At 58.2% G+C, this 19,506-nt stretch carries 10 protein-coding genes and 2 rRNA genes; 7 read left to right on the top strand and 5 right to left on the bottom strand.

Going from position 1 to position 19,506, the window contains the following annotated elements:
* A partial coding sequence (locus HBO09_RS28250; protein ID WP_262381349.1) for an immunoglobulin-like domain-containing protein occupies positions 1-6,702 on the top strand: 6,702 nt, incomplete at its 5' end.
* Positions 6,703-6,863: 161 nt separating this feature from the next.
* Entirely contained in the window at positions 6,864-7,202 is a 339-nt protein-coding gene (locus HBO09_RS28245; protein WP_057441348.1) for a hypothetical protein, read from the top strand.
* Between the two features lie 14 nt (positions 7,203-7,216).
* Here HBO09_RS28245 and lapD read toward each other — a convergent pair whose 3' ends face one another.
* Together lapD and lapG are read right to left on the bottom strand one after the other, a co-directional pair.
* A complete protein-coding gene (gene lapD, locus HBO09_RS28240) occupies positions 7,217-9,163 on the bottom strand; it encodes a cyclic di-GMP receptor LapD (protein WP_169999512.1) in 1,947 nt (648 codons plus the stop codon).
* A 14-nt stretch (positions 9,164-9,177) separates the two neighbouring features.
* On the bottom strand, positions 9,178-9,870 hold the full coding sequence (gene lapG / locus HBO09_RS28235; RefSeq protein WP_169999511.1) for a cysteine protease LapG: 693 nt from the start codon (positions 9,868-9,870) through the stop codon (positions 9,178-9,180).
* 277 nt (positions 9,871-10,147) lie between these two features.
* Here lapG and HBO09_RS28230 point away from each other — a divergent pair, with 277 nt between their 5' ends.
* From HBO09_RS28230 to HBO09_RS28210, 5 genes are all read left to right on the top strand, one after another.
* Positions 10,148-10,855, top strand: coding sequence for a GntR family transcriptional regulator (locus HBO09_RS28230; RefSeq protein ID WP_169999510.1), 708 nt, complete (start codon positions 10,148-10,150; stop codon positions 10,853-10,855).
* Between the two features lie 542 nt (positions 10,856-11,397).
* The gene (locus HBO09_RS28225) at positions 11,398-12,168 is read left to right on the top strand and encodes a DUF3050 domain-containing protein (protein WP_169999509.1); all 771 of its coding nucleotides are present in this window, start codon (positions 11,398-11,400) and stop codon (positions 12,166-12,168) included.
* The gene (locus HBO09_RS28220) at positions 12,165-13,109 is read left to right on the top strand and encodes a diiron oxygenase (RefSeq protein WP_169999508.1); all 945 of its coding nucleotides are present in this window, start codon (positions 12,165-12,167) and stop codon (positions 13,107-13,109) included. Before HBO09_RS28225 ends, HBO09_RS28220 begins: the two co-directional genes overlap by 4 nt.
* Positions 13,106-16,495, top strand: a complete 3,390-nt coding sequence (locus HBO09_RS28215; RefSeq protein WP_169999507.1) for an amino acid adenylation domain-containing protein — start codon at positions 13,106-13,108, stop codon at positions 16,493-16,495. The genes HBO09_RS28220 and HBO09_RS28215 overlap by 4 nt, the downstream gene beginning before the upstream one ends.
* 22 nt (positions 16,496-16,517) lie before the next feature.
* Positions 16,518-16,979: an SRPBCC family protein gene (locus HBO09_RS28210; RefSeq protein ID WP_169999506.1), complete on the top strand. Its 462-nt coding sequence runs from the start codon at positions 16,518-16,520 to the stop codon at positions 16,977-16,979.
* Positions 16,980-17,029: 50 nt separating this feature from the next.
* Here the strand turns inward: HBO09_RS28210 and HBO09_RS28205 are convergent, their stop codons facing one another.
* The 3 genes from HBO09_RS28205 to rrf (HBO09_RS28195) form a co-directional block, all read right to left on the bottom strand.
* Entirely contained in the window at positions 17,030-18,910 is a 1,881-nt protein-coding gene (locus tag HBO09_RS28205) for a methyl-accepting chemotaxis protein (protein WP_169999505.1), read from the bottom strand.
* 261 nt (positions 18,911-19,171) lie between these two features.
* Positions 19,172-19,287: ribosomal RNA gene (rrf, locus tag HBO09_RS28200) — 5S ribosomal RNA — on the bottom strand.
* Between the two features lie 109 nt (positions 19,288-19,396).
* Positions 19,397-19,506 (bottom strand): 5S ribosomal RNA (gene rrf / locus HBO09_RS28195); the annotation flags it as partial.

Genomic DNA, 19,506 nt, shown 5'->3' with positions numbered 1-19,506 from the left:
GATGCTCCGAGCGATGACGTGTTCATCGATAAGAGCACCCAGACCGTCAAGATCACCGACACCGCTGGCGGCAACTTCGAGAAACTCGTGGTTGCAGGCGACGGCGCCACGACGCAGATCAACGACACCATCGACAAGGTTGATGTGGTTCTGACTGCCACCAAAACTGTCGGTGAAGGCGGCCAGATCGTCTACACCGCTACTCTTGTGGATAAAAACGGTGCGCCAGTCCTCAACACTACCGGTCCGGTGACTGTCACCCTGGATAACAAACAGGTCATCACCATTGGTGTGAACGAGTCGAGCGGTACTGTCTCGGCTGTAGCGCCGGATGATGTGTACAAAGGCGATCAGACTGTTACGACCGGCATCACTAAGGTCACCGGTGGCGAGCACTTCGAGAACCTGGTTCCAAATACTGACAAGGTCACTACGACTGTCACTGACACCCCAGGTACTGATAACACCACTACCGTGACCCTGACGGCTCCGTCGGAAGTGAACGAAGGCGGCACGATCACCTACACCGCTACGCTTTCTAATAAAGCGGATACCGATGTCACTCTGACCCTCGACAACAAACAAACCATCACCATCAAGGCTGGCGACACCGTCGGCACCGTGACTGTGGATGCTCCGAGCGATGACGTGTTCATCGATAAGAGCACCCAGACCGTCAAGATCACCGACACCGCTGGCGGCAACTTCGAGAAACTCGTGGTTGCAGGCGACGGCGCCACGACGCAGATCAACGACACCATCGACAAGGTTGATGTGGTCCTGACCGCGACCAAAACCGTGGGTGAAGGCGGCCAGATCATCTACACCGCGACCCTTGTGGATAAAAACGGTGCGCCAGTCCTCAACACTACCGGTCCGGTGACTGTCACCCTGGATAACAAACAGGTCATCACCATTGGTGTGAACGAGTCGAGCGGTACTGTCTCGGCTGTAGCGCCGGATGATGTGTACAAAGGCGATCAGACTGTTACGACCGGCATCACTAAGGTCACCGGTGGCGAGCACTTCGAGAACCTGGTTCCAAATACTGACAAGGTCACTACGACTGTCACTGACACCCCAGGTACTGATAACACCACTACCGTGACCCTGACGGCTCCGTCGGAAGTGAACGAAGGCGGCACGATCACCTACACCGCTACGCTTTCTAATAAAGCGGATACCGATGTCACTCTGACCCTCGACAACAAACAAACCATCACCATCAAGGCTGGCGACACCGTCGGCACCGTGACTGTGGATGCTCCGAGCGATGACGTGTTCATCGATAAGAGCACCCAGACCGTCAAGATCACCGACACCGCTGGCGGCAACTTCGAGAAGCTCGTGGTTGCAGGTAACGGCGCCACAACGCAGATCAACGACACCATCGACAAAGTCGATGTGGTCCTGACCGCGACCAAAACCGTGGGCGAAGGCGGCCAGATCGTCTACACCGCTACCCTTGTGGATAAAAACGGCGCTCCGGTGACTAACACCACCGGCCCGCTGACTATCACCTTGGATAACAAGCAGGTCATCACCATCGGTGTGGACAAATCGAGCGGTACTGTCTCGGTTGTGGCTCCGGATGATGTGTACAAAGGCGACCAGACTGTTACTACCGGCATCACTAAAGTCACCGGTGGCGAGCACTTTGAAAACCTGGTTCCGGGTACCGATAAAGTCACCACCATCGTGACCGACACACCGGACACCGATAACACCACCACCGTGACTTTGACGGCTCCGTCTGAAGTGAACGAAGGTGGAAAAATCACTTACACCGCCACCTTGAGCAACAAGGCTGACACCGACGTCACCCTGACGCTGGACAACAAGCAAACCATCACCATCAAGGCTGGCGACACCGTTGGTACTGTGACTGTTGATGCTCCGAGCGATGACGTGTTCATCGATAAGAGCACCCAGACCGTCAAGATCACCGACACCACTGGCGGCAACTTCGAGAAACTGGTGGTTGCAGGTAACGGCGCAACGACGCAGATCAACGACACCATCGACAAGGTTGATGTGGTTCTGACTGCCACCAAAACTGTCGGTGAAGGCGGCCAGATCGTCTACACCGCTACCCTTGTGGATAAAAACGGCGCTCCGGTGACTAACACCACCGGCCCACTGACTATCACCTTGGATAACAAGCAGGTCATCACCATCGGTGTGGACAAATCGAGCGGTACTGTCTCGGTTGTGGCTCCGGATGACGTATACAAAGGCGATCAGACTGTTACTACCGGCATAACGAAAGTCACCGGTGGCGCGCACTTCGAGAACCTGGTTCCAAATACTGACAAGGTCACTACGACTGTCACTGACACCCCAGGTACCGACAACACTACGACTGTGACCCTGACGGCTCCGTCTGAAGTGAACGAAGGCGGCAAGATCACTTACACCGCCACCTTGAGCAACAAGGCTGACACCGACGTCACCCTGACCCTCGACAACAAACAAACCATCACCATCAAGGCCGGCGACACCGTCGGTACCGTGACAGTGAACGCCCCAGGCGATGACGTGTTCATCGACAAGAGCACCCAGACCGTCAAGATCACCGACACCGCTGGCGGCAACTTCGAGAAGCTCGTGGTTGCAGGCGACGGTGCCACGACGCAGATCAACGACACCATCGACGATGTAAAAGTTGTGCTGACCGCCACCACCAACGTCGCCGAAGGCGGCCAGATCGTCTATACCGCCAGCCTCGTGGACAAGAACGGCGTGGCCGTGACCAACGTGGGTTCGGACCTGGTGATCAAGTTGGACAACGACTTGATCATTACCATCGGTAATGGCAAGACCAGCAGTACCGCCAACTTCACCGCGCCGAATGACTTCTACGTGGGCGCCAAGGATATTTCCGCCAAGATCACTAACGTGGTCAGCGGTGGCGACAAGTATGAAAACCTGATCCCGGTCGGTACTCCAGTCGTCACCAAGGTGACGGACGTGACGAGCAACACCGTGATCAGTATCGCGGGCGATACCTCGGTTACCGAAGGCCAGACCGCTCACTACACGTTGAACCTGACCCAGCCGGCGCAAACCGAAGTCACGGTGACTCTGTCGTACAAAGGCGTGGCCCAGGACGGTTCAGACTTCAACGGCGTGTACACCGTGAAGATTCCGGCCGGCCAAAGCAGCGCGACGTTCGATATCAAGACCATCGACGACAAGTTGACCGAGCCTACGGAGAAGTTCGAGATCAGTATCTCCGGGACCTCCGGCGGTAACTTCGAGAACCTGGCTGTCAGTACCACCAACGGTAAGATCGAAACATCGATCATCGACAACGATGCACCGCCGGTTATCGACCTGGATGCCAACAATTCCAGTGGCGCCACCGGCAACGACTACAGGACTACGTTCACCGAAGGCGGCACTGGCGTGTCGATTGCTGACACCGACATCAAGATCACCGACCCGGACAGCACCCAGCTGACTGGCGCCACGGTAGTCCTGACCAATACTCAGCCGAGCGACACGCTGGACTACAGCAAGGTCACCGGTATGAACGTGACCTCGGTCACGGACCCTGTCACCGGCAAGGTCACCCTGACCCTGACCGGTACGGCGTCGCTGGCTGACTACATGCAGCAGATCAAGAACATCACGTTCAGCAACAGCAGCGACGACCCGAGCACCACGCCACGGACCATCACCGTGACCGTGACCGACGGCGGCAACTACTCGAACGTGGCAACCACCACGGTCAACGTAGTGGCGGTCAACGACGCACCGGTTGCCATTGGCGGCGCCGTTACCGGCACCGAAGACACATCGCTGAAGCTGACTTGGGCCAATTTCGGGGTCACCGATGTGGATTCCCCTCAGGCCAGCCTCGGGGTGAAAATCACCGAGCTGCCAGTCGCCGGCAAGCTGCAGTACCTGGCAGCGGACGGCACTACCTGGACCAACGTGACAGCCGGGCAGACCTTCACCAAGGCGCAGATCGACGGCGGCCAGTTGCGCTTCACGCCAAACGCCAACGAATCCGGAGCCGACGGCTACGGCGGCACCGGTGTGGGCAACAAACAGGCTGACTACGCACAGTTCAAGTTCCAGCCAACCGATGGCAAGGACCTGGGCACCAGCGCTACCGTGAAAGTCGACATCACTCCGGTTGCAGACGCGCCGACCTTGAGCGTTGCCGATAACAACATAGCCTCGGTCGGCCTGACCAAGCAGAGCTGGAACAGCATTGCGAACCTGGGCACCAACGGTAATGGCGCCTCGCCGACCGTGTTGAAAAATGCGATCGATAACGCCGGAACGCCTAACAGCACCGTGGTAGCGACCGACGTTACGTCTACTGCCGACGTACCTGGCGGCGCCGGGTCGAAAACCTCCGGCCTGATCTACCTGGAAGCTGGCAAGACCTATACCTTCAGCGGCTATGGCGATGACAGCATCCTGATCAACGTCGGCGGCAAAGACGTGGCCAGCGGTACGTGGGGCTCGAACTCGGGCCAGTTCAGCGGTACCTACACCCCGACCAGCAATGGCTACTACAGCATTGATATCTACCATGCCAACCAGTCAGGTCCCGGCAGCTATGACGTCAACCTGTCGGTCAACGGTGGTGCAACCACTAACCTGAGCAATACCAACATCCCGATCTACACCGGCATCAACGACCTGATCAGCGCCGGCGCCCAAGTGTCGGATCTGCACGGCACAAACGGCCAGGGTTACTACGACGCGTACAAGCTCAACGAAGGGCTGGAGAACGGCACGGTCAAACTGACCAAAGTCACCACCGGCCTGACCGATACCGACGGTTCGGAAACCCTGAGCGTGAAGATTGGCAGCATCCCGGTGGGCGCAGTGCTCAGCGACGGTGCCGGTCATACTTTCACGGCGACCCAGGGCCATACCGAAGTGGACGTCACCGGTTGGAACCTCAACAACTTGAGCCTCAAACCACTGCCTTACACCAGCGGCCAGTACAACCTGACCGTGACGTCGACCTCCACCGAAAGCCTCGGCGGCTCGGCCACAACCGTGGCCAACCTGCCGGTCAAGGTGTACCCAGCGGTTTATAGCGGGAGCACGGCGACTTCGGGCGATGACAACGTCACCGGTACCAGTGGCAACGACATTATCGTGAGTGACGTTTCGGGCCTGAACGTGGTTCAGGGCAAGAACTACAACATTGCGTTCATGATCGATACGTCGGGCAGTATGAAGGCAGAGTCGGTAGCGGCGGCTAAAGCCTCGCTGACCACCGTATTCAACTCGCTGAAAGACAGTATCGGCTCCAGCACTTCCGGCACCGTGAACATCTTCCTAGCGGACTTCAGTGACCAGGTCAACCGCACCGTTACAGTCAACCTGAAAGACCCAGGTGCACTGGATGCGCTGCAGAAAGTCCTGGATAAGATGGTGTCGACCGGCGGCACCAACTACGAAGACGTGTTCAAGGCTGCATCCAACTTCTTCCAAAGTACCCAGGCGACTGGCAACAAGGATGCAATCAACACAACATACTTCATCACCGATGGTGAGCCGACCTTCTACCAGCGTTCCGAGCAGACCAACCCGACCTTGTACGGCAACGTCAAGCTCGATGACGTCGTGAACATGAACAACTACACCCTAGGTACGGCCACCCAGATCAACATCGACTCGAATCGCTACCTTAAGATCAACTCTATCGGTGAGGTGACCCTCTGGACCAACGGCTCGCCGTCCTACAAGGGCGTCATCCACGCCCAAGGGGATGGCACCTATGAGTTGTCATCCGTTGGCGGCGACGGTACAGGCTCATACTCAAACGTCAACAATCCAATGCTCATCAGCAACTCCCAGGACGCATTCGCACTGCTCAAAAGCCTGTCCACAGGTGGCGTAGAAGCCATCGGCCTCAACAGCGGGGTCAGCCTGAATCAGTTGGCACCGTACGACAGCGACAACAAGCCACAAAGCAACATCGATCCGAAGGACCTGGCCAACGCCATCCTCGGTCACAGCGAGGCCACCCTGCCGGGTGCCGACCGTGTCGATGGCGGTGACGGCAATGACATCCTGTTCGGCGACCTGGTGAGCTTCCCGGGCATTACCGGCGAAGGCTACAACGCTATCCAGTCCTACGTGGCAGGGAAAAACGGCGTGGCGGTTGCTTCTGTCACCGGCCAGGATGTGCATAAGTACATCACCGAGCACTACAACGAGTTCAACACCTCGGGTGCCAAAGACGGTAATGACACCCTGCTGGGTGGCTCGGGTGATGACATCTTGTTCGGCCAGGGCGGCAACGACTACCTGGACGGTGGCAAGGGCAACGACATCCTGTTGGGCGGCACGGGTAACGACACGCTGATCGGCGGCCAGGGCAATGACATCCTGATCGGCGGTACCGGTGCCGATACCTTCGTCTGGAGATCCGGTGACGTCGGCAACGACGTGATCAAGGACTTCAAGGCCTCGGAAGGCGACCGTATCGACCTGCGTGACCTGCTCAAGGGTGAAACCGACAGCACCATCGACAACTTCCTGAAGTTGACCACGGTGGATAACGTGACCACGCTGCAGATCAGTTCCGAAGGCAAGCTCAACGCTGACGGCGGCCTGGCCAATGCGGATGTGACGATCAAGCTGGAAGGTAACAACTGGTCCGGCCAGACGATCAATTCGTTGATCAGTGGTGCTGACCCGACCATCAAGGTCGATCACACCTAAGCTGAACCACTGAACCGGCCGCCTCTTGAGGCGGCCGATTCATTTGCGGCCACCGTTGACTGGCATGGGGTTGCGATTGCACGGCATACTCACGCCCAATCGCGCGCCGTTGGCCTATGCTCTGACAGGCTGTCGTCAGTTCTTCTCATGAGGGATGTTCAATGTTCTACGTGCAACGTGATGCACAGGGTGAGCTGATTCGCGCCGAAGCGGTTGCCTTCGCCGAATCGACCGGTACCCTGCCCGCGGATCATCATGAGATCCAGGCCTGGTTCGCCAATGAGGAAGCGGAGCTGAGCCTCAAGCAGCTCAAGCACAGTGACTCGGAGATGATCCGGGTACTGGAAGACTTGATTCAGGTGCTGATCCAGAAAGGTGTGATCAACCTGACTGACTTGCCGGTTGCCGCGCAAGCCAAGCTCAAGGACCGCAGCCACGCACGGGAATCACTGGGTGGCCTGAGCCACCTGATCAATGATGATGAGACCGGCCTGATCTAAGGCCGGCCACAGCCTCAGCGCCAGGGCGCCGGCTCGCCAAACAGCTGGCCCTGCACGCCAAAAATCCCCATCTCGCGAATCACCTGCAACTCACCTTCGGTCTCGACCCGCTCGGCAATCAGCGGCAAGTCGATGCTGTGGGCTGCGCGCTGGATGGCTTCGATGAACAGGCGCTTGTCGCTTTCCTGGTCGATGTCGCGGATGTAGCTGCCATCGATCTTCAGGTAGGCCAGGCCCAGGCGCGCCAGGTTGCCGATCATGCTGAAGCGCCCGCCAAAGCGTTGCAGGCTGAGGGAAAAGTTCAGCTCCCGCAGGCGGTGGGTCAACTGCTCCAGCACCGCCTGTTCAGGCAGTTGCTCTTCACCGATTTCCAGGGTCAGGCGCGGGCCCAGGTTGGCATGTTGGCGCAGCAGGTCGAAGACTCGGTTCAGGGCTTGCGGGTCTGCCAGGGTCGCCGCAGACAGGTTCAGGGCCAGCGAGTGCTCGTGGCTGGCCATTTGTTTGAGTACCAGCTCCAACATCACCCGGTCCAGGCGAGCCGACCAGCCAAACCGCTCAAGCCAAGGCAGGAAACGACCGGCCGGGATCGTGTGGCCGTGGCTGTCGACCAAGCGTGAGAGCACTTTGTAATGCAGGATCAGTTGCGGATCCTGGCTGGCCACCACCGGTTGGAAGTACAGCTCGAAGCGTTGCTGGGTCAGCGCCTGGTCCAGCAGTGTGTGCCAGGCATGATGATCGTCGCCGACGCTGGCGGCCGCGCTGTGATCCAGGCACACCCAACTGATATCGCCCAAGGTTTCAGCCTGGGCCAGCGCCTGGTCGGCCAGGGTCAGCAGGGCTTGCGGCGAATCACCGTGATTGAACGGCGCCAGGCCGATACAGGCAACCGGCGAAACGTCACTGGCGCCGGTGGCTTGCAGGCTTTGCAGGGTGCTTTCCAGGTTCTGCGCCAGCTGCAACGCCTCTTCACGCATCAGCCCCGGCGCCAGCACGGCAAACTCACCACCGCGGATACGGGTGACCAGGTTGTGGGTTTCCGGATACGGCTCGCATTGGCGCAGCAACTGTTCACCGACCGCCTGCAGCAGTTGGTCGGTGCGCTGGCCGCCGAGGCGCTGGTTAAGGCCGGCCAAGTCCTTGACCCGCAACACCAGCAGGTAGCCTGAGCTGGTTTCTTCGGGGTTGCTGACCCGCGCGTTGAGTTGCATCTCGAAGTAGCGACGGTTGGCCAGGCCGGTGAGGTTGTCTTGATAGGACTCCACACGCAGTTTTTCGCTGCGCTCAGCCTGCTCCTGGAACAGGGCCTTGAGCTTTTCCACCATCTGGTTCATCGCCTGCACTACACGGCGCAGTTCCGGGGTGCGCGGCAGATCCGGCAGGCTCAGGAACTCGCGGCGGGCAATGGCGTGGGACTGTTTGACCATGTAGTCCAAAGGCTTGAGTTGCCGGCGCAGCAACAGCGCGCCCAGCACTGCACTCACCGCGCCGCACAGCAACAGCCAGCCGAGGCTGCCCAGGGCGCTCTGCCACAGTTTGGCCAGGGCGAACATCGGATGGCTGACCACCTCGACCCGTGCCGCCTGCTCCCAGCCACGGCTGACCAGGGCGTCGCCACCGGCCGGTTCCAGGCCGATCAGCTTGACGAACCAGTTGGGCACGCCGTTGTTATCGGGGATGCCACTGCGCTCGACGATGACCTGGTCATTGGTCACATCGATCACACGGATGCTGGCGTAATAACCGCTATCGAAAATCGAGCTGACCAGCAGCTCGACCATCGCCGGATCGTCGATATTGGGGGTCAGGGACAGCGCCAAGGCGGTCGCCGCGTCCTGCGCGTGGGAGCGCAGTTGGTTCACGTACTGGGTACGCGAGCTTTCCAGGCTGACCATGAAGCTGCCGCTGAAGGCGACCACCAGGAACAGACAGATAGCGATCAACAGCTGTTTGAACAGTGACATCTGAACAGTTACTCCTAGTTGGCCGGCTCGGCTGGGAAGCCTTCCGCACGCATTTTTTTCAACACATCCTGCCAGCGTGACAGGCGTTTGGTGTCGCCGACCTTTTTGTTGCCCTTGGCGCCCGGCAGGTACAAGCCTTCGGCGTTGAAGGAGTAGACCGGCAGCAAGTCGGTCCGTTGGCTGGCAGGCTGGATTTCATCGATCAGGCTGTCGAGCACCAGCGGCATGGCCTCTGGCGTCGAATAATAGGTCAAGACCATATGGGCGCGATTCTGCCGCAATGCCTTGACGTAGGTAATGCGCAATTTGTCGCTGGAGACGCCCAGGTGCCGCAGGCTGAAATACTTGGCGATGGCATAGTCTTCACAATCGCCGGCGCCTTTCCACAAGGCTTCGATGGGCGTTTCCCAATAATCGACCTGGTTCCACAAGTCGATATCTTCGACATAGCGCACCCGCTTGTTGAAGAACAGGTTGACCACCTTCAGTTGCTCCGCCTCGCTGCCTTGTTTTTGCGTGGCCAGCAGTTGCTGCCAGTCATCGATACGCTGCTGACCCGCGCCCAACGGCCCGTAGAGCGCGGTGGCGCGCCGACTGATCTGAGAGAAATCCCAATCGGCATGCAGCCCGCCAGGCAATAAGCCAGCCAGCAGCAGCGCTGAAAACAGCCAGCACAGAATCCGCGAGGGAGTAAAACGTACCGCCAATGGTTTCAGTCCGTAGAAAGAGACGGAGAATCAATCGATGGTGAAGGGTCGGTCGGCAAAAAACAATGGCACGGTGCAATCACTCAATGCCCACTACGCTAAAGCAATCGCGCCTTGTAAGACGCCAGCCAGCCATAATGTGCGATGAAAAACCGCGCTGTTGAGTCGCTTACAAAGGGAAACCTTGCCTGTTTGACAAGCTTGCATGCAATCTCTAGTGTTCTTTGGATCCAATTAGCCAAAACCCATTCCAACAAGAAAGGAGGATAGCGTAGTCGTGACGCACAAGCCGAACCCTTTGAGCAGCATCAAGATCAGTGGGCCCATTCCTGCTCACCTCGCTCGCTCCGTTATTGAAGAAACACTGCGCAACGCCATACTGGATGGCCGCCTGCCCTGCGGCACCGCCATGCGCCAGCAAGAACTGGCCAGCCTGTTCGGGGTCAGCCGGATGCCGGTGCGCGAAGCCCTGCGCCAACTGGAGGCACAGTCGCTGTTGCATGTTGTGACCCATAAAGGTGCCGTGGTCGCCCCGCTGATTGAAGATAACTCGGCGGAGACTTACGCCCTGCGCATTCTCCTGGAATCGGAGGCGCTGCGCTTATCGATCCCGTTGCTCAGCGAGCACGATATCGAGCAGGCAGATGCCTTGATCGACGCTCTTGAGCGCGAAACCGACTACACCGAAATCGGCCGGCTCAACCGTCTGTTTCATATGGCGCTGTATGGCAAGGCACCCAACCAGCGGTTGTTGAACCTGGTGGAACATGGGCTGAACGAGGAGGAGCGCTTCCTGCGGTTCAACCTTGAAGCCATGGGCCTGGGCGAAACCTCCCAGGAAGACCACCGCGAACTGCTGAACCTGGTCGCGCACAAACAGGTCGAGCAGAGCGTGCTGACGCTGCGCAATCACCTGATGCGCGGGATGGAAGTGATCACTCATTACCTGAACAGCCTTGAACAGGACGACAAGGAGCCGCGCTGATTTCTCCCGACTTTGGTCGCCCAGTGCGGGATCTGGATTGCCAGGCGCCGCACACGTCCAAAGCCGGCCTCTACTGCTGTCACCTTCTGGATCGCTGCGGTAACGGACTTGACATTGACTGCCAGGAAATTTCCAGCGTTGCAAAGCAACAGTGGGTTAAGTACTGGTCATTCAGTTCACAAACTGAAACCTGCAAACAACAAGGAAAGTTCCCACATCGAATATAAAGTTCGACTACGAAACGCCCCTTCCTGTAAAAAAACCTTATATAACTCATAAAGTATTTGAACACTTAACCAAGTGTTTACTCTTTAATTGGACTTGGCGCTGCAGTCAAAAGCGAAGCACCAGGCTTGAGCATGCCTGTGGACGGCACCCAATCCAATAAGACTAAGTGGCATTGTCACTATTTGTTGCTTGCCGGGCATCCAAGCCAGCCGTGACACGCCCATGACTGCGCAACGAAAAACTCATCCGCAACACACTTGGTTCTAAACAACCCTTTTTATCTGAGTCGATATAACGACTTATAGGCATTAACCATGTTTCAACTTCAAGAACTACTCAACCATAAAAAGCTGCAACTACAAGAACATCCAATTTTCCTGGAAATCAATTCTTTCGCGCAGTTACAACATTTTATGCAAAACCATGTTTTCGCCGTCTGGGACTTCATGACGCTGACCAAACGCCTGCAACAGGATCTGACCTGCATGCGCCTGCCGTGGCTGCCCCCGACAGACCCGCAAGCGGCGCGACTGATCAACGAAATTGTGCTGGACGAGGAATCCGACCACCAGTTGGGTGACGGGTACGGCAGTCACTTCGAACTGTACCTGGACGCCATGCGCGAGGTAGGCGCCAGTACCGCCAACATCGAACGCTTCATCGCGTTACAACGCGAGGGGGCAAGCGTCGATAGCGCCCTGGCACAGATCACGATTGATCCTGCGGTAGAGCGCTTCGTCCGGCACACCCTGGACGTTGCCTTGAACGCACCGACCCATTGTGTCGCCGCTACCTTCCTGCATGGCCGCGAAAGTGTTATCCCGACGATGTTCAAACGCCTCCTGGAAGGCAGCAACGTCGCCCATCGGCAAGCCCCCAGCCTGTGCTACTACCTCAAGCGGCATATCGAGCTGGATGCCCAGGACCATGAACCGGCTGCAGAGCAACTGCTGCGGCGCCTGGTCCAGGCAGACCCGCTGTACGAGCAACAGGCCTGGCATGCCGCTCTAAGCGCGGTGGAGAACCGCATTGCCTTGTGGGACAGCCTGCGCCAACACGCAGCACGCCGGGAGGTGAGCCTGTGAACGCAGACTACCGCTCGTTTGCGAGCGACTGGGAGTATCAGGCGACCGTCCGTACTCGCCCGCGACGCCTGCTGGAAGAAGACGACAAGTTGATCTATCCGCTGTGTCGCCAACCGCTGGTGCTCAGTGCTGGGTTTCTTGAGCACTGCCCGCAGTGGCGCGACTTTGTCCTAGTGCAGACGTTCTACAAATTCATCAATGACGTGGTGATCTTTGAAACAGAGATTGTTGATAAGACCGCACGGAACATCGCCAAGGATCGCTTTTCAATCCCCTTCCCTGCGACCTGCCGCTACGACGCCATGACCGTGGTGGTCGATGAGGACTACCACGCTCTCGTCGCCCTGGACTTCATGCAGCAAACGCTGGAGCAAACTGGTATCGCACCACTGAAACTGCCCGCGGCCATCGAATTGAGCCGCGCCATACCCGCCGCGCAGGCACTGGCGCCAACACATCTACAAGATGCCGTAGAGCTGATTTGCGTGGCGATTGCCGAGAACACGGTGACCCATGACGTGGCGGCGTTCGCCAAGGATGACAGCGTCAAACAATCGGTCAGGGGGTTGATGGCCGACCATCTGGCTGACGAGGGTCGCCATGCCATCTTCTGGGCCAGCCTGGTCCGACTCTACTGGCAAACGGCAAGCGATGAAGACCGCCACTGCATCGCCCACGTCCTGCCAGTCTTCCTGCAGCACTATTTGACCAATGATCTGCAAAGAGGCTTCGACCTGCTCTTGATCGAGCATCTGGATATCAGCGCCCACGCCCGTGAAGTCCTGCAGGCGGAGGTCAGTGCCCTGGCCTTCCCCATCACTCGCCAGCACCCGCTGATCAGCAACATCATGGGTTTGCTGCGCCGTAGCGGGCTGCTGCAAACACCTTGTGTCGCCCAAGCGCTAAGCGCCTATCTGCCCGTATCCGGGAGCCAATCATGAGACGCCTGGGGATTCGGTTGCTCGGCACCAGTGCCGCCTTGGATGAGCTGAGGCAGGCGCTAGCGCCCTATGGCCATGAACTCTCCGCGCAGGCACCGGCTATTGACCTGCTGATTGAGGACGGCAGCCAGCCCGTCGTGCAGGACTTGGCCGGCATGGCCGTGATGAGCCTGCGCCTGTCCATCGGCGCCTTGAGTGAGTGCGGGCTGCCGATCCTGCAATTACGTTGCTATGACCGCCTCCAGCAATTACTGGCTGTGCTGGACGTGGCCCCGCCCTCCTGCGGCAACGGCCAACAGTTGCGACGCCAGGCAATCGCACGCCTGATCGAGTGGGTCGCACTGCAGGTCAGCGGCTTTTCGCGCAACCCTGGACACTTCATACAGCGCGCAAGCGCCTCCAAGGTTTCAGAGCAGAGCCTCCAGGGCCTGGAAGGGCTGGCCTACCTGCATCGCTTTAACCGAACCGATAATCCCGGGCTGATACAAAAAGCCCGGACGCCACTGATCGAGCAACTGGAGCACGGCTTGCGGACCTTTGCCGATAGACCGGCCCTGGAGATCGCGGGCCTCACCCTGAACTATCGCCAATTATTGCGACACAGCCTGGCCATCCAGCAGGTTTTACAGCCGTTGCTCGGGCCTGGGCAGGCGCCCGTAGTCGGCATCTGCCTGGGCAAGTCGGTGGGGTTGTACGCCAGCATTCTGGCGACCCTCGGTTGCGGCGCGGTGTATCTACCGCTGGAGCTGGGCCACCCACTGCCGCGCCAACAGGCCATGCTGGAGAATGCCGGGGCCGTCGTGCTACTCGATGATGGCCAGCATCCCTTGCGCGGGCATTTCACGGCTGTGGATGTCAGCCGCATAGACAGCCAGCACATGGACGACAGCAGGCCCTTGGCGCTTACTTCGCCCTCGACTGACAGTGCCTGCATGGTGCTTTACACCTCGGGCACCACCGGCCAACCCAAGGGGGTCTTGCTCAGCCAGCAGAACCTGGCCCATTTCTCGGTGTGGTACAGCCAGTATGTTGAACTCACTGAGCACAGCCGCGTCCTGCAATTTTCGTCCTTGAGCTTTGACTCGTCGCTAATTGACCTGTTTGCGGCCCTGTGCCAGGGCGCAACCCTGATCGTGCCCAATGAAGAACAGCGTCGCGACCCTCACCAGTTGGTTGAGTTGATCCAGCAACGGCGCATCTCGCACGCCTTCCTGCCGCCAGCACTGTTGAGCCTGCTACCGCTGGATCGGCCGCTGGGCCTGGAGCACCTGCTGACCGGCGGTGACATCTGCGAGCCCCATGTCATCGCGCGGATCGCCGGGCAATGCGCCCTGCATAACCTGTATGGCCCCACAGAAGCGACTGTGCTGGTCAGCAGTCATCGGATGCGCGCTGATGACAGCAATCTCAACCTCGGCACGCCAATCGCCAACAGCCAGGTGCTGATCCTCGACGAGCAGCGTCGGCCAGTCGAGGACCAGGTGGTGGGCGAACTGTACATTGTCGGCCCCGGGGTGAGCCTCGGTTACGTGAACCAGCCACAACAGACCGCCGAGTGCTTTGTGCACCTTGCGCTGCCTGACGGCCAGACCTTGCGCGCCTACCGCACGGGAGATATGGCGAAATGGACGACAGAGGGCATCGAGCTGGTCGGGCGCCGGGACCTGCAGGTGAAGATCCGTGGTTTTCGGGTCGAGCCCCAGGAGATCGAGCAGTGCTTGCGTGCCAGCCAGCTTTTTCGCCAGGTCGCGGTGGTGATTGACGGTGATCGACGAATCCTCGTGTTCGTGGCGCACGCTGATCCCAGCCACTCAGGTACGGCCCTGGCCGCGTTAAAGCAACATGCCAGGCAACGGCTGCCGGACTATATGCAGCCAACCGTGTGTACAGAATTGCCGAGCCTGCCTTATGGCAGCAATGGCAAGGTCGACCGCCAGGCTTTGTTGGCACTGGCGGTTCAAACTGTCTCGCTACCCCCTCAACGCCGCCCTCAAACACCGGTGGAAGGGCAATTGCTGGATCTGTGGAGTGAACTGCTGGGGTTACCGGCCGACGAGATATCGACTGACGATAGTTTTTTCCATCTCGGCGGTCACTCTATCCTGCTTTCAACCATGCTCCTGCAGATTCGCGAGTTGTACGGGCGCAGCCTGCCGCTCAATCGGTTTATCGAGGCGCCCACAGTGCAGACACTCGCGGCGTTGATGGGGGACAGTGCACCAGGTGCCGCTCCCACCGAACGGGCGATCAGCGATGCGCTGCGCACGCTGGATCTGGCGCTGTTACCAGCAGAGCGTGCCGGTGATCGTCAGAAGGCTATCGTGACCGGCGCCAATAGTTTCCTGGGGATACATATCGTCGAGGCCTTGCTGATGGCCGGAGCGACCGAAGTCGCCTGCCTGGTTCGGGAAAACCCAGGGCAATCGGCCACTGCACGGTTTGCCGAAGCCTTGCGTGAATACCGCCTGGAACACCTGGACCTGAGCCGGGTGCGTGTGTACACCGCGGATCTGCGCCAACCGCGCATGGGGCTAGAGGCGCAGGTTTATGAATACCTCGCCCGCCAGTACGGTGTGCTGGTACACAGCGCGGCCCACGTCAATCACGTCATGGACTACGCATCGCTGGCCAAGGACAACGTGGAACCGGTGCTTGAATGCCTGCGCCTATGCGAAATCCACTGCAAGAAAGTGCTCAACTTCGTGTCCACCTTATCTGCGTCAAGCAGCGTCGGGGCCGACGGGCAAGTGCTTGAAGCTCCTGCAGCAAGTACGCCGCCGCTTTACATCAAGAACGGCTACAACCTGTCCAAATGGGTCGCTGAGCGTTTGTTGGGGCGCGCCGCCGCACAAGGTGCCTGGATTAATATCTACCGCCCCGGGAACATCAGTTTCAATAGCCGCAATGGCGTCTGCCAGCCACACAAAAACCGTCTGATGCTGATGCTCAAGGGATCGCTGCAGTTGGGCCGGGTGCCACGCCTGGGATTGAACTTCGACCTGATGCCGGTGGATTTTCTGGCACGTTTCATTGCCTTCCACAGTGGCAATTACGTTGCCGAGCGTAGCGTCTTCAACTTGCACAACCCGCAGCCCTTGAAGTGGGAAGCCTATGTCGAGTCGTTTCGCCAGGCAGGTCATGCGTTCGAGTTGGTGAGCGTAGCGGATTGGCAACACCATCTGCGCAAAGTGGATCGCGAGAATGCCCTTTTCGGTGTGCTCGGGTTCTACCTCAACGGGCTGGGAGAAGACACGGGCGACATCTCAATGATCCGCCATGAGAACGCACGCCACGGTGTTGAACAGATGGGCGCCCAGTATCCGGAAAAAGAACCCGCGCTGTTACGCAGAGGGTGCCAGTACCTCAATGCCATCGGCTTTCTGTAAGCCGCGCCAACAGGAAAAACTTATGACACAGCTGCAACCCGATACGTTGATCAAAAATCCCCAGGGCAAGCCTCTGGTGTCATCTGTGGTGATTGCCTGCAGTGCTTCAACGCTATGGAAGGTCGTGGGGCGCTTCGAGGCATTTGACGCGTTCATTCCCGCCCTGGCGCGCATCACGATGACGGGCAGCGGCGTGGGATCGCTACGCAATAAACACTTCCACGATGGCGGTATCGCCGTAGAACAACTCAACAGCCGCGATGAGCTGGCGATGCACATGACCTGGACGACAATCTATAACACCTTGGGCGTGGCCCGACTGTGGGCGGCGATGAGCGTTGAGTCGCTCGGGGAGAATCTGGCGCGGGCAACCTGGACCATCATCGCCGAGCCTGTCGATGCCGGCGATAAAGATGGATTCGAGCAGTTCATCCAGGATTTCGCCGACTGCGCACTGGATAACGTTTGCCGTTTGCTTGGTTAAAAAAATGGCGCAGTGCACTGCTGCACTACGCCATATTTATTGCCTGGCAATCAGATCTTGAAACTGTCGACCAACTGCTTCAAGCGATTGGCTTGTTGTGACAGCGCATCGCAGTCTTTCAATGTCTCGTTGAGGTTGGCCACGCCTTGCTGGTTAAGCAGGTTGATCTGGTTGATATCGACATTGAGTGTTTCCACCACGGCGGTCTGTTCCTCAGTGGCTGCCGCCACCGACTGGTTCATGCCATCGATCTCGACGATCCGCTGAGTCACACTGATCAAGCGTTCACCCGCCTGGTTGGCGACCTCGACGCTTTCTTCACTGGAGACCTGGCTGGCGTTCATCGTGGTGACCGCTTCGCGAGAGCCGATCTGCAACGAGGTGATCATCTTGTGGATCTCCTCCGCCGACTCCTGGGTACGGTGAGCCAGGTTGCGTACTTCGTCAGCCACGACGGCAAAACCACGGCCGGCTTCACCAGCACGGGCAGCCTCAATGGCAGCGTTGAGCGCAAGCAGGTTGGTTTGCTGCGAGATGCCTTTGATCACATCGAGAATGTGCCCAATGTTATCGGTGCTGGCATTCAAGGTTTCAATCTGCGTACAGGACAGGCTGATCTTCTGCGACAACTCGGACATCGCCAGGATGGTTTTCTCCACCACTTGGCGACCGTCGTCGGCTTGCTCACTGGCCCCACTGGCGTGCTGTGAGGCATCAGCGGCGTTACGGGCGATTTCCTGGGTGGCGGCACCCAGTTCGTTAATGGCCGCGGCAACGCTGTTGGTACGGGCGCTCTGCTCGTCGGAGCCGATAATCGAGGCGTTGGACGAGGCCATCACGCGCTGGGACAGATCGTGCACATGCCTCGTCGCTGAAGACACTTCGCTGATCGAGGCATGGATACGCTCGACAAACTGGTTGAAGGCGCCACCCAGTTCGCCGAACTCGTCCTTGCTTTCCACGACCAGGCGGCGAGTCAGGTCGCCCTCGCCTTGGGCAATGTCTTGCATTGCACGGCCCATGGTGGTCAGTGGACGCATCAGCACCTGGATCAACAGGCTCAGCAATACGGCAATTGCGGTGACGGCAATGAACATCGCGATCAAGGCGGAGGTGCGGAATTTACTCAGGGGAGCGTAGGCTTTGTCTTTGTCGATCGACAGGCCTATGTACCAATCTGCACCCGGCAGGCCGCTGATCGGGGTGAAGGACAGGATACGGTCCTGACCATTGAGGATTACATCCTGGTTAACCTTCTCAATACGAACGCTGCTGCCTGGGTAGATGTCCTTAAGGTTTTTCATCACCTGGTCCTGGTCGGGGCTGACGATCACCTGTCCGTCGCCACTGACCAGGAACGCATGGCCAATACCGCCGAAGTCTACCGAGTTGATGATCTTCACCAGGGTTTGCAGGCTCAAGTCCCCCCCTACTACACCGAGCAGTTCGCCATTTTTCTTGACCGGCATCGCGATGGTGACGATCAAGCCACCGACAGCGGCCATGTAAGGTGGCGTCAGCATGGGTTTATCAGCAGCGACCGCTTGCTTGTACCAGGGGCGCTGACGTGGGTCGTAGCCATCCGGCATTTTCGCGTCAGGGCGCTGGGTGAAGACGCCGTTGGTTGAACCGACATAGGTGAACTGGAAGTTCGAGGTGAATGCCGGTTGATCAACCAAGCCGGGAAGGTCGGCATTACTGCCTTGGTGAGCAACGTTCTGCGCAAGATTTTCCAGGACCAGTACCCGACCACTGAGCCAGTTCTGCACGCTGCTGGCGGTCAGGTCACCCGACTGCTGGATGGATGATTCCAGATTTTGCCTGATGGTATTGCGCTGCAGGTAGTCGTTGTACAGCGTGAACAGCGCGAAGGCCAAAACCACGACGCCTGACGCGGCCAACAGAATTTTATGACTGAACTTGAGATTCATTTCATCGACTTCTTTTTGCCAAAAGGGGGTGAGCGTGCCGAATGCAACATTCCATGTACGGTATAGGCGAACTCTACGACCGCTCTATTTCGGTGCACGCATGGCTCATTAGGCTTTCGGCCAAGACCGGATAAATCTTAGGAATTTGTGGGATAGATCTTCTTATTGCGTAGGAAACCGACGGGCGGTCTGAATAGGGCACCCAGGCCTAAAACGACAAAACCCCCGCCTGCGTTAGCAGACGGGGGTTTCGGAATTTGATCTTGACGATGACCTACTCTCACATGGGGAAACCCCACACTACCATCGGCGATGCATCGTTTCACTGCTGAGTTCGGGATGGGATCAGGTGGTTCCAATGCTCTATGGTCGTCAAGAAATTCTGTGTACCGGCGCGTTGCGCTAGCAACGGTCCGATGAAATTCATGGACTTCTACATAAACAAAACCCCTGTTTGCGTTAGCAAACAGGGGTTTCGGAATTTAATCTTGACGATGACCTACTCTCACATGGGGAAACCCCACACTACCATCGGCGATGCATCGTTTCACTACTGAGTTCGGGATGGGATCAGGTGGTTCCAATGCTCTATGGTC

Source organism: Pseudomonas sp. WS 5027 (assembly GCF_012985695.1).
Lineage (GTDB): Bacteria > Pseudomonadota > Gammaproteobacteria > Pseudomonadales > Pseudomonadaceae > Aquipseudomonas > Aquipseudomonas hygromyciniae.
This window is presented reverse-complemented; position numbering and strand designations above follow the sequence as displayed.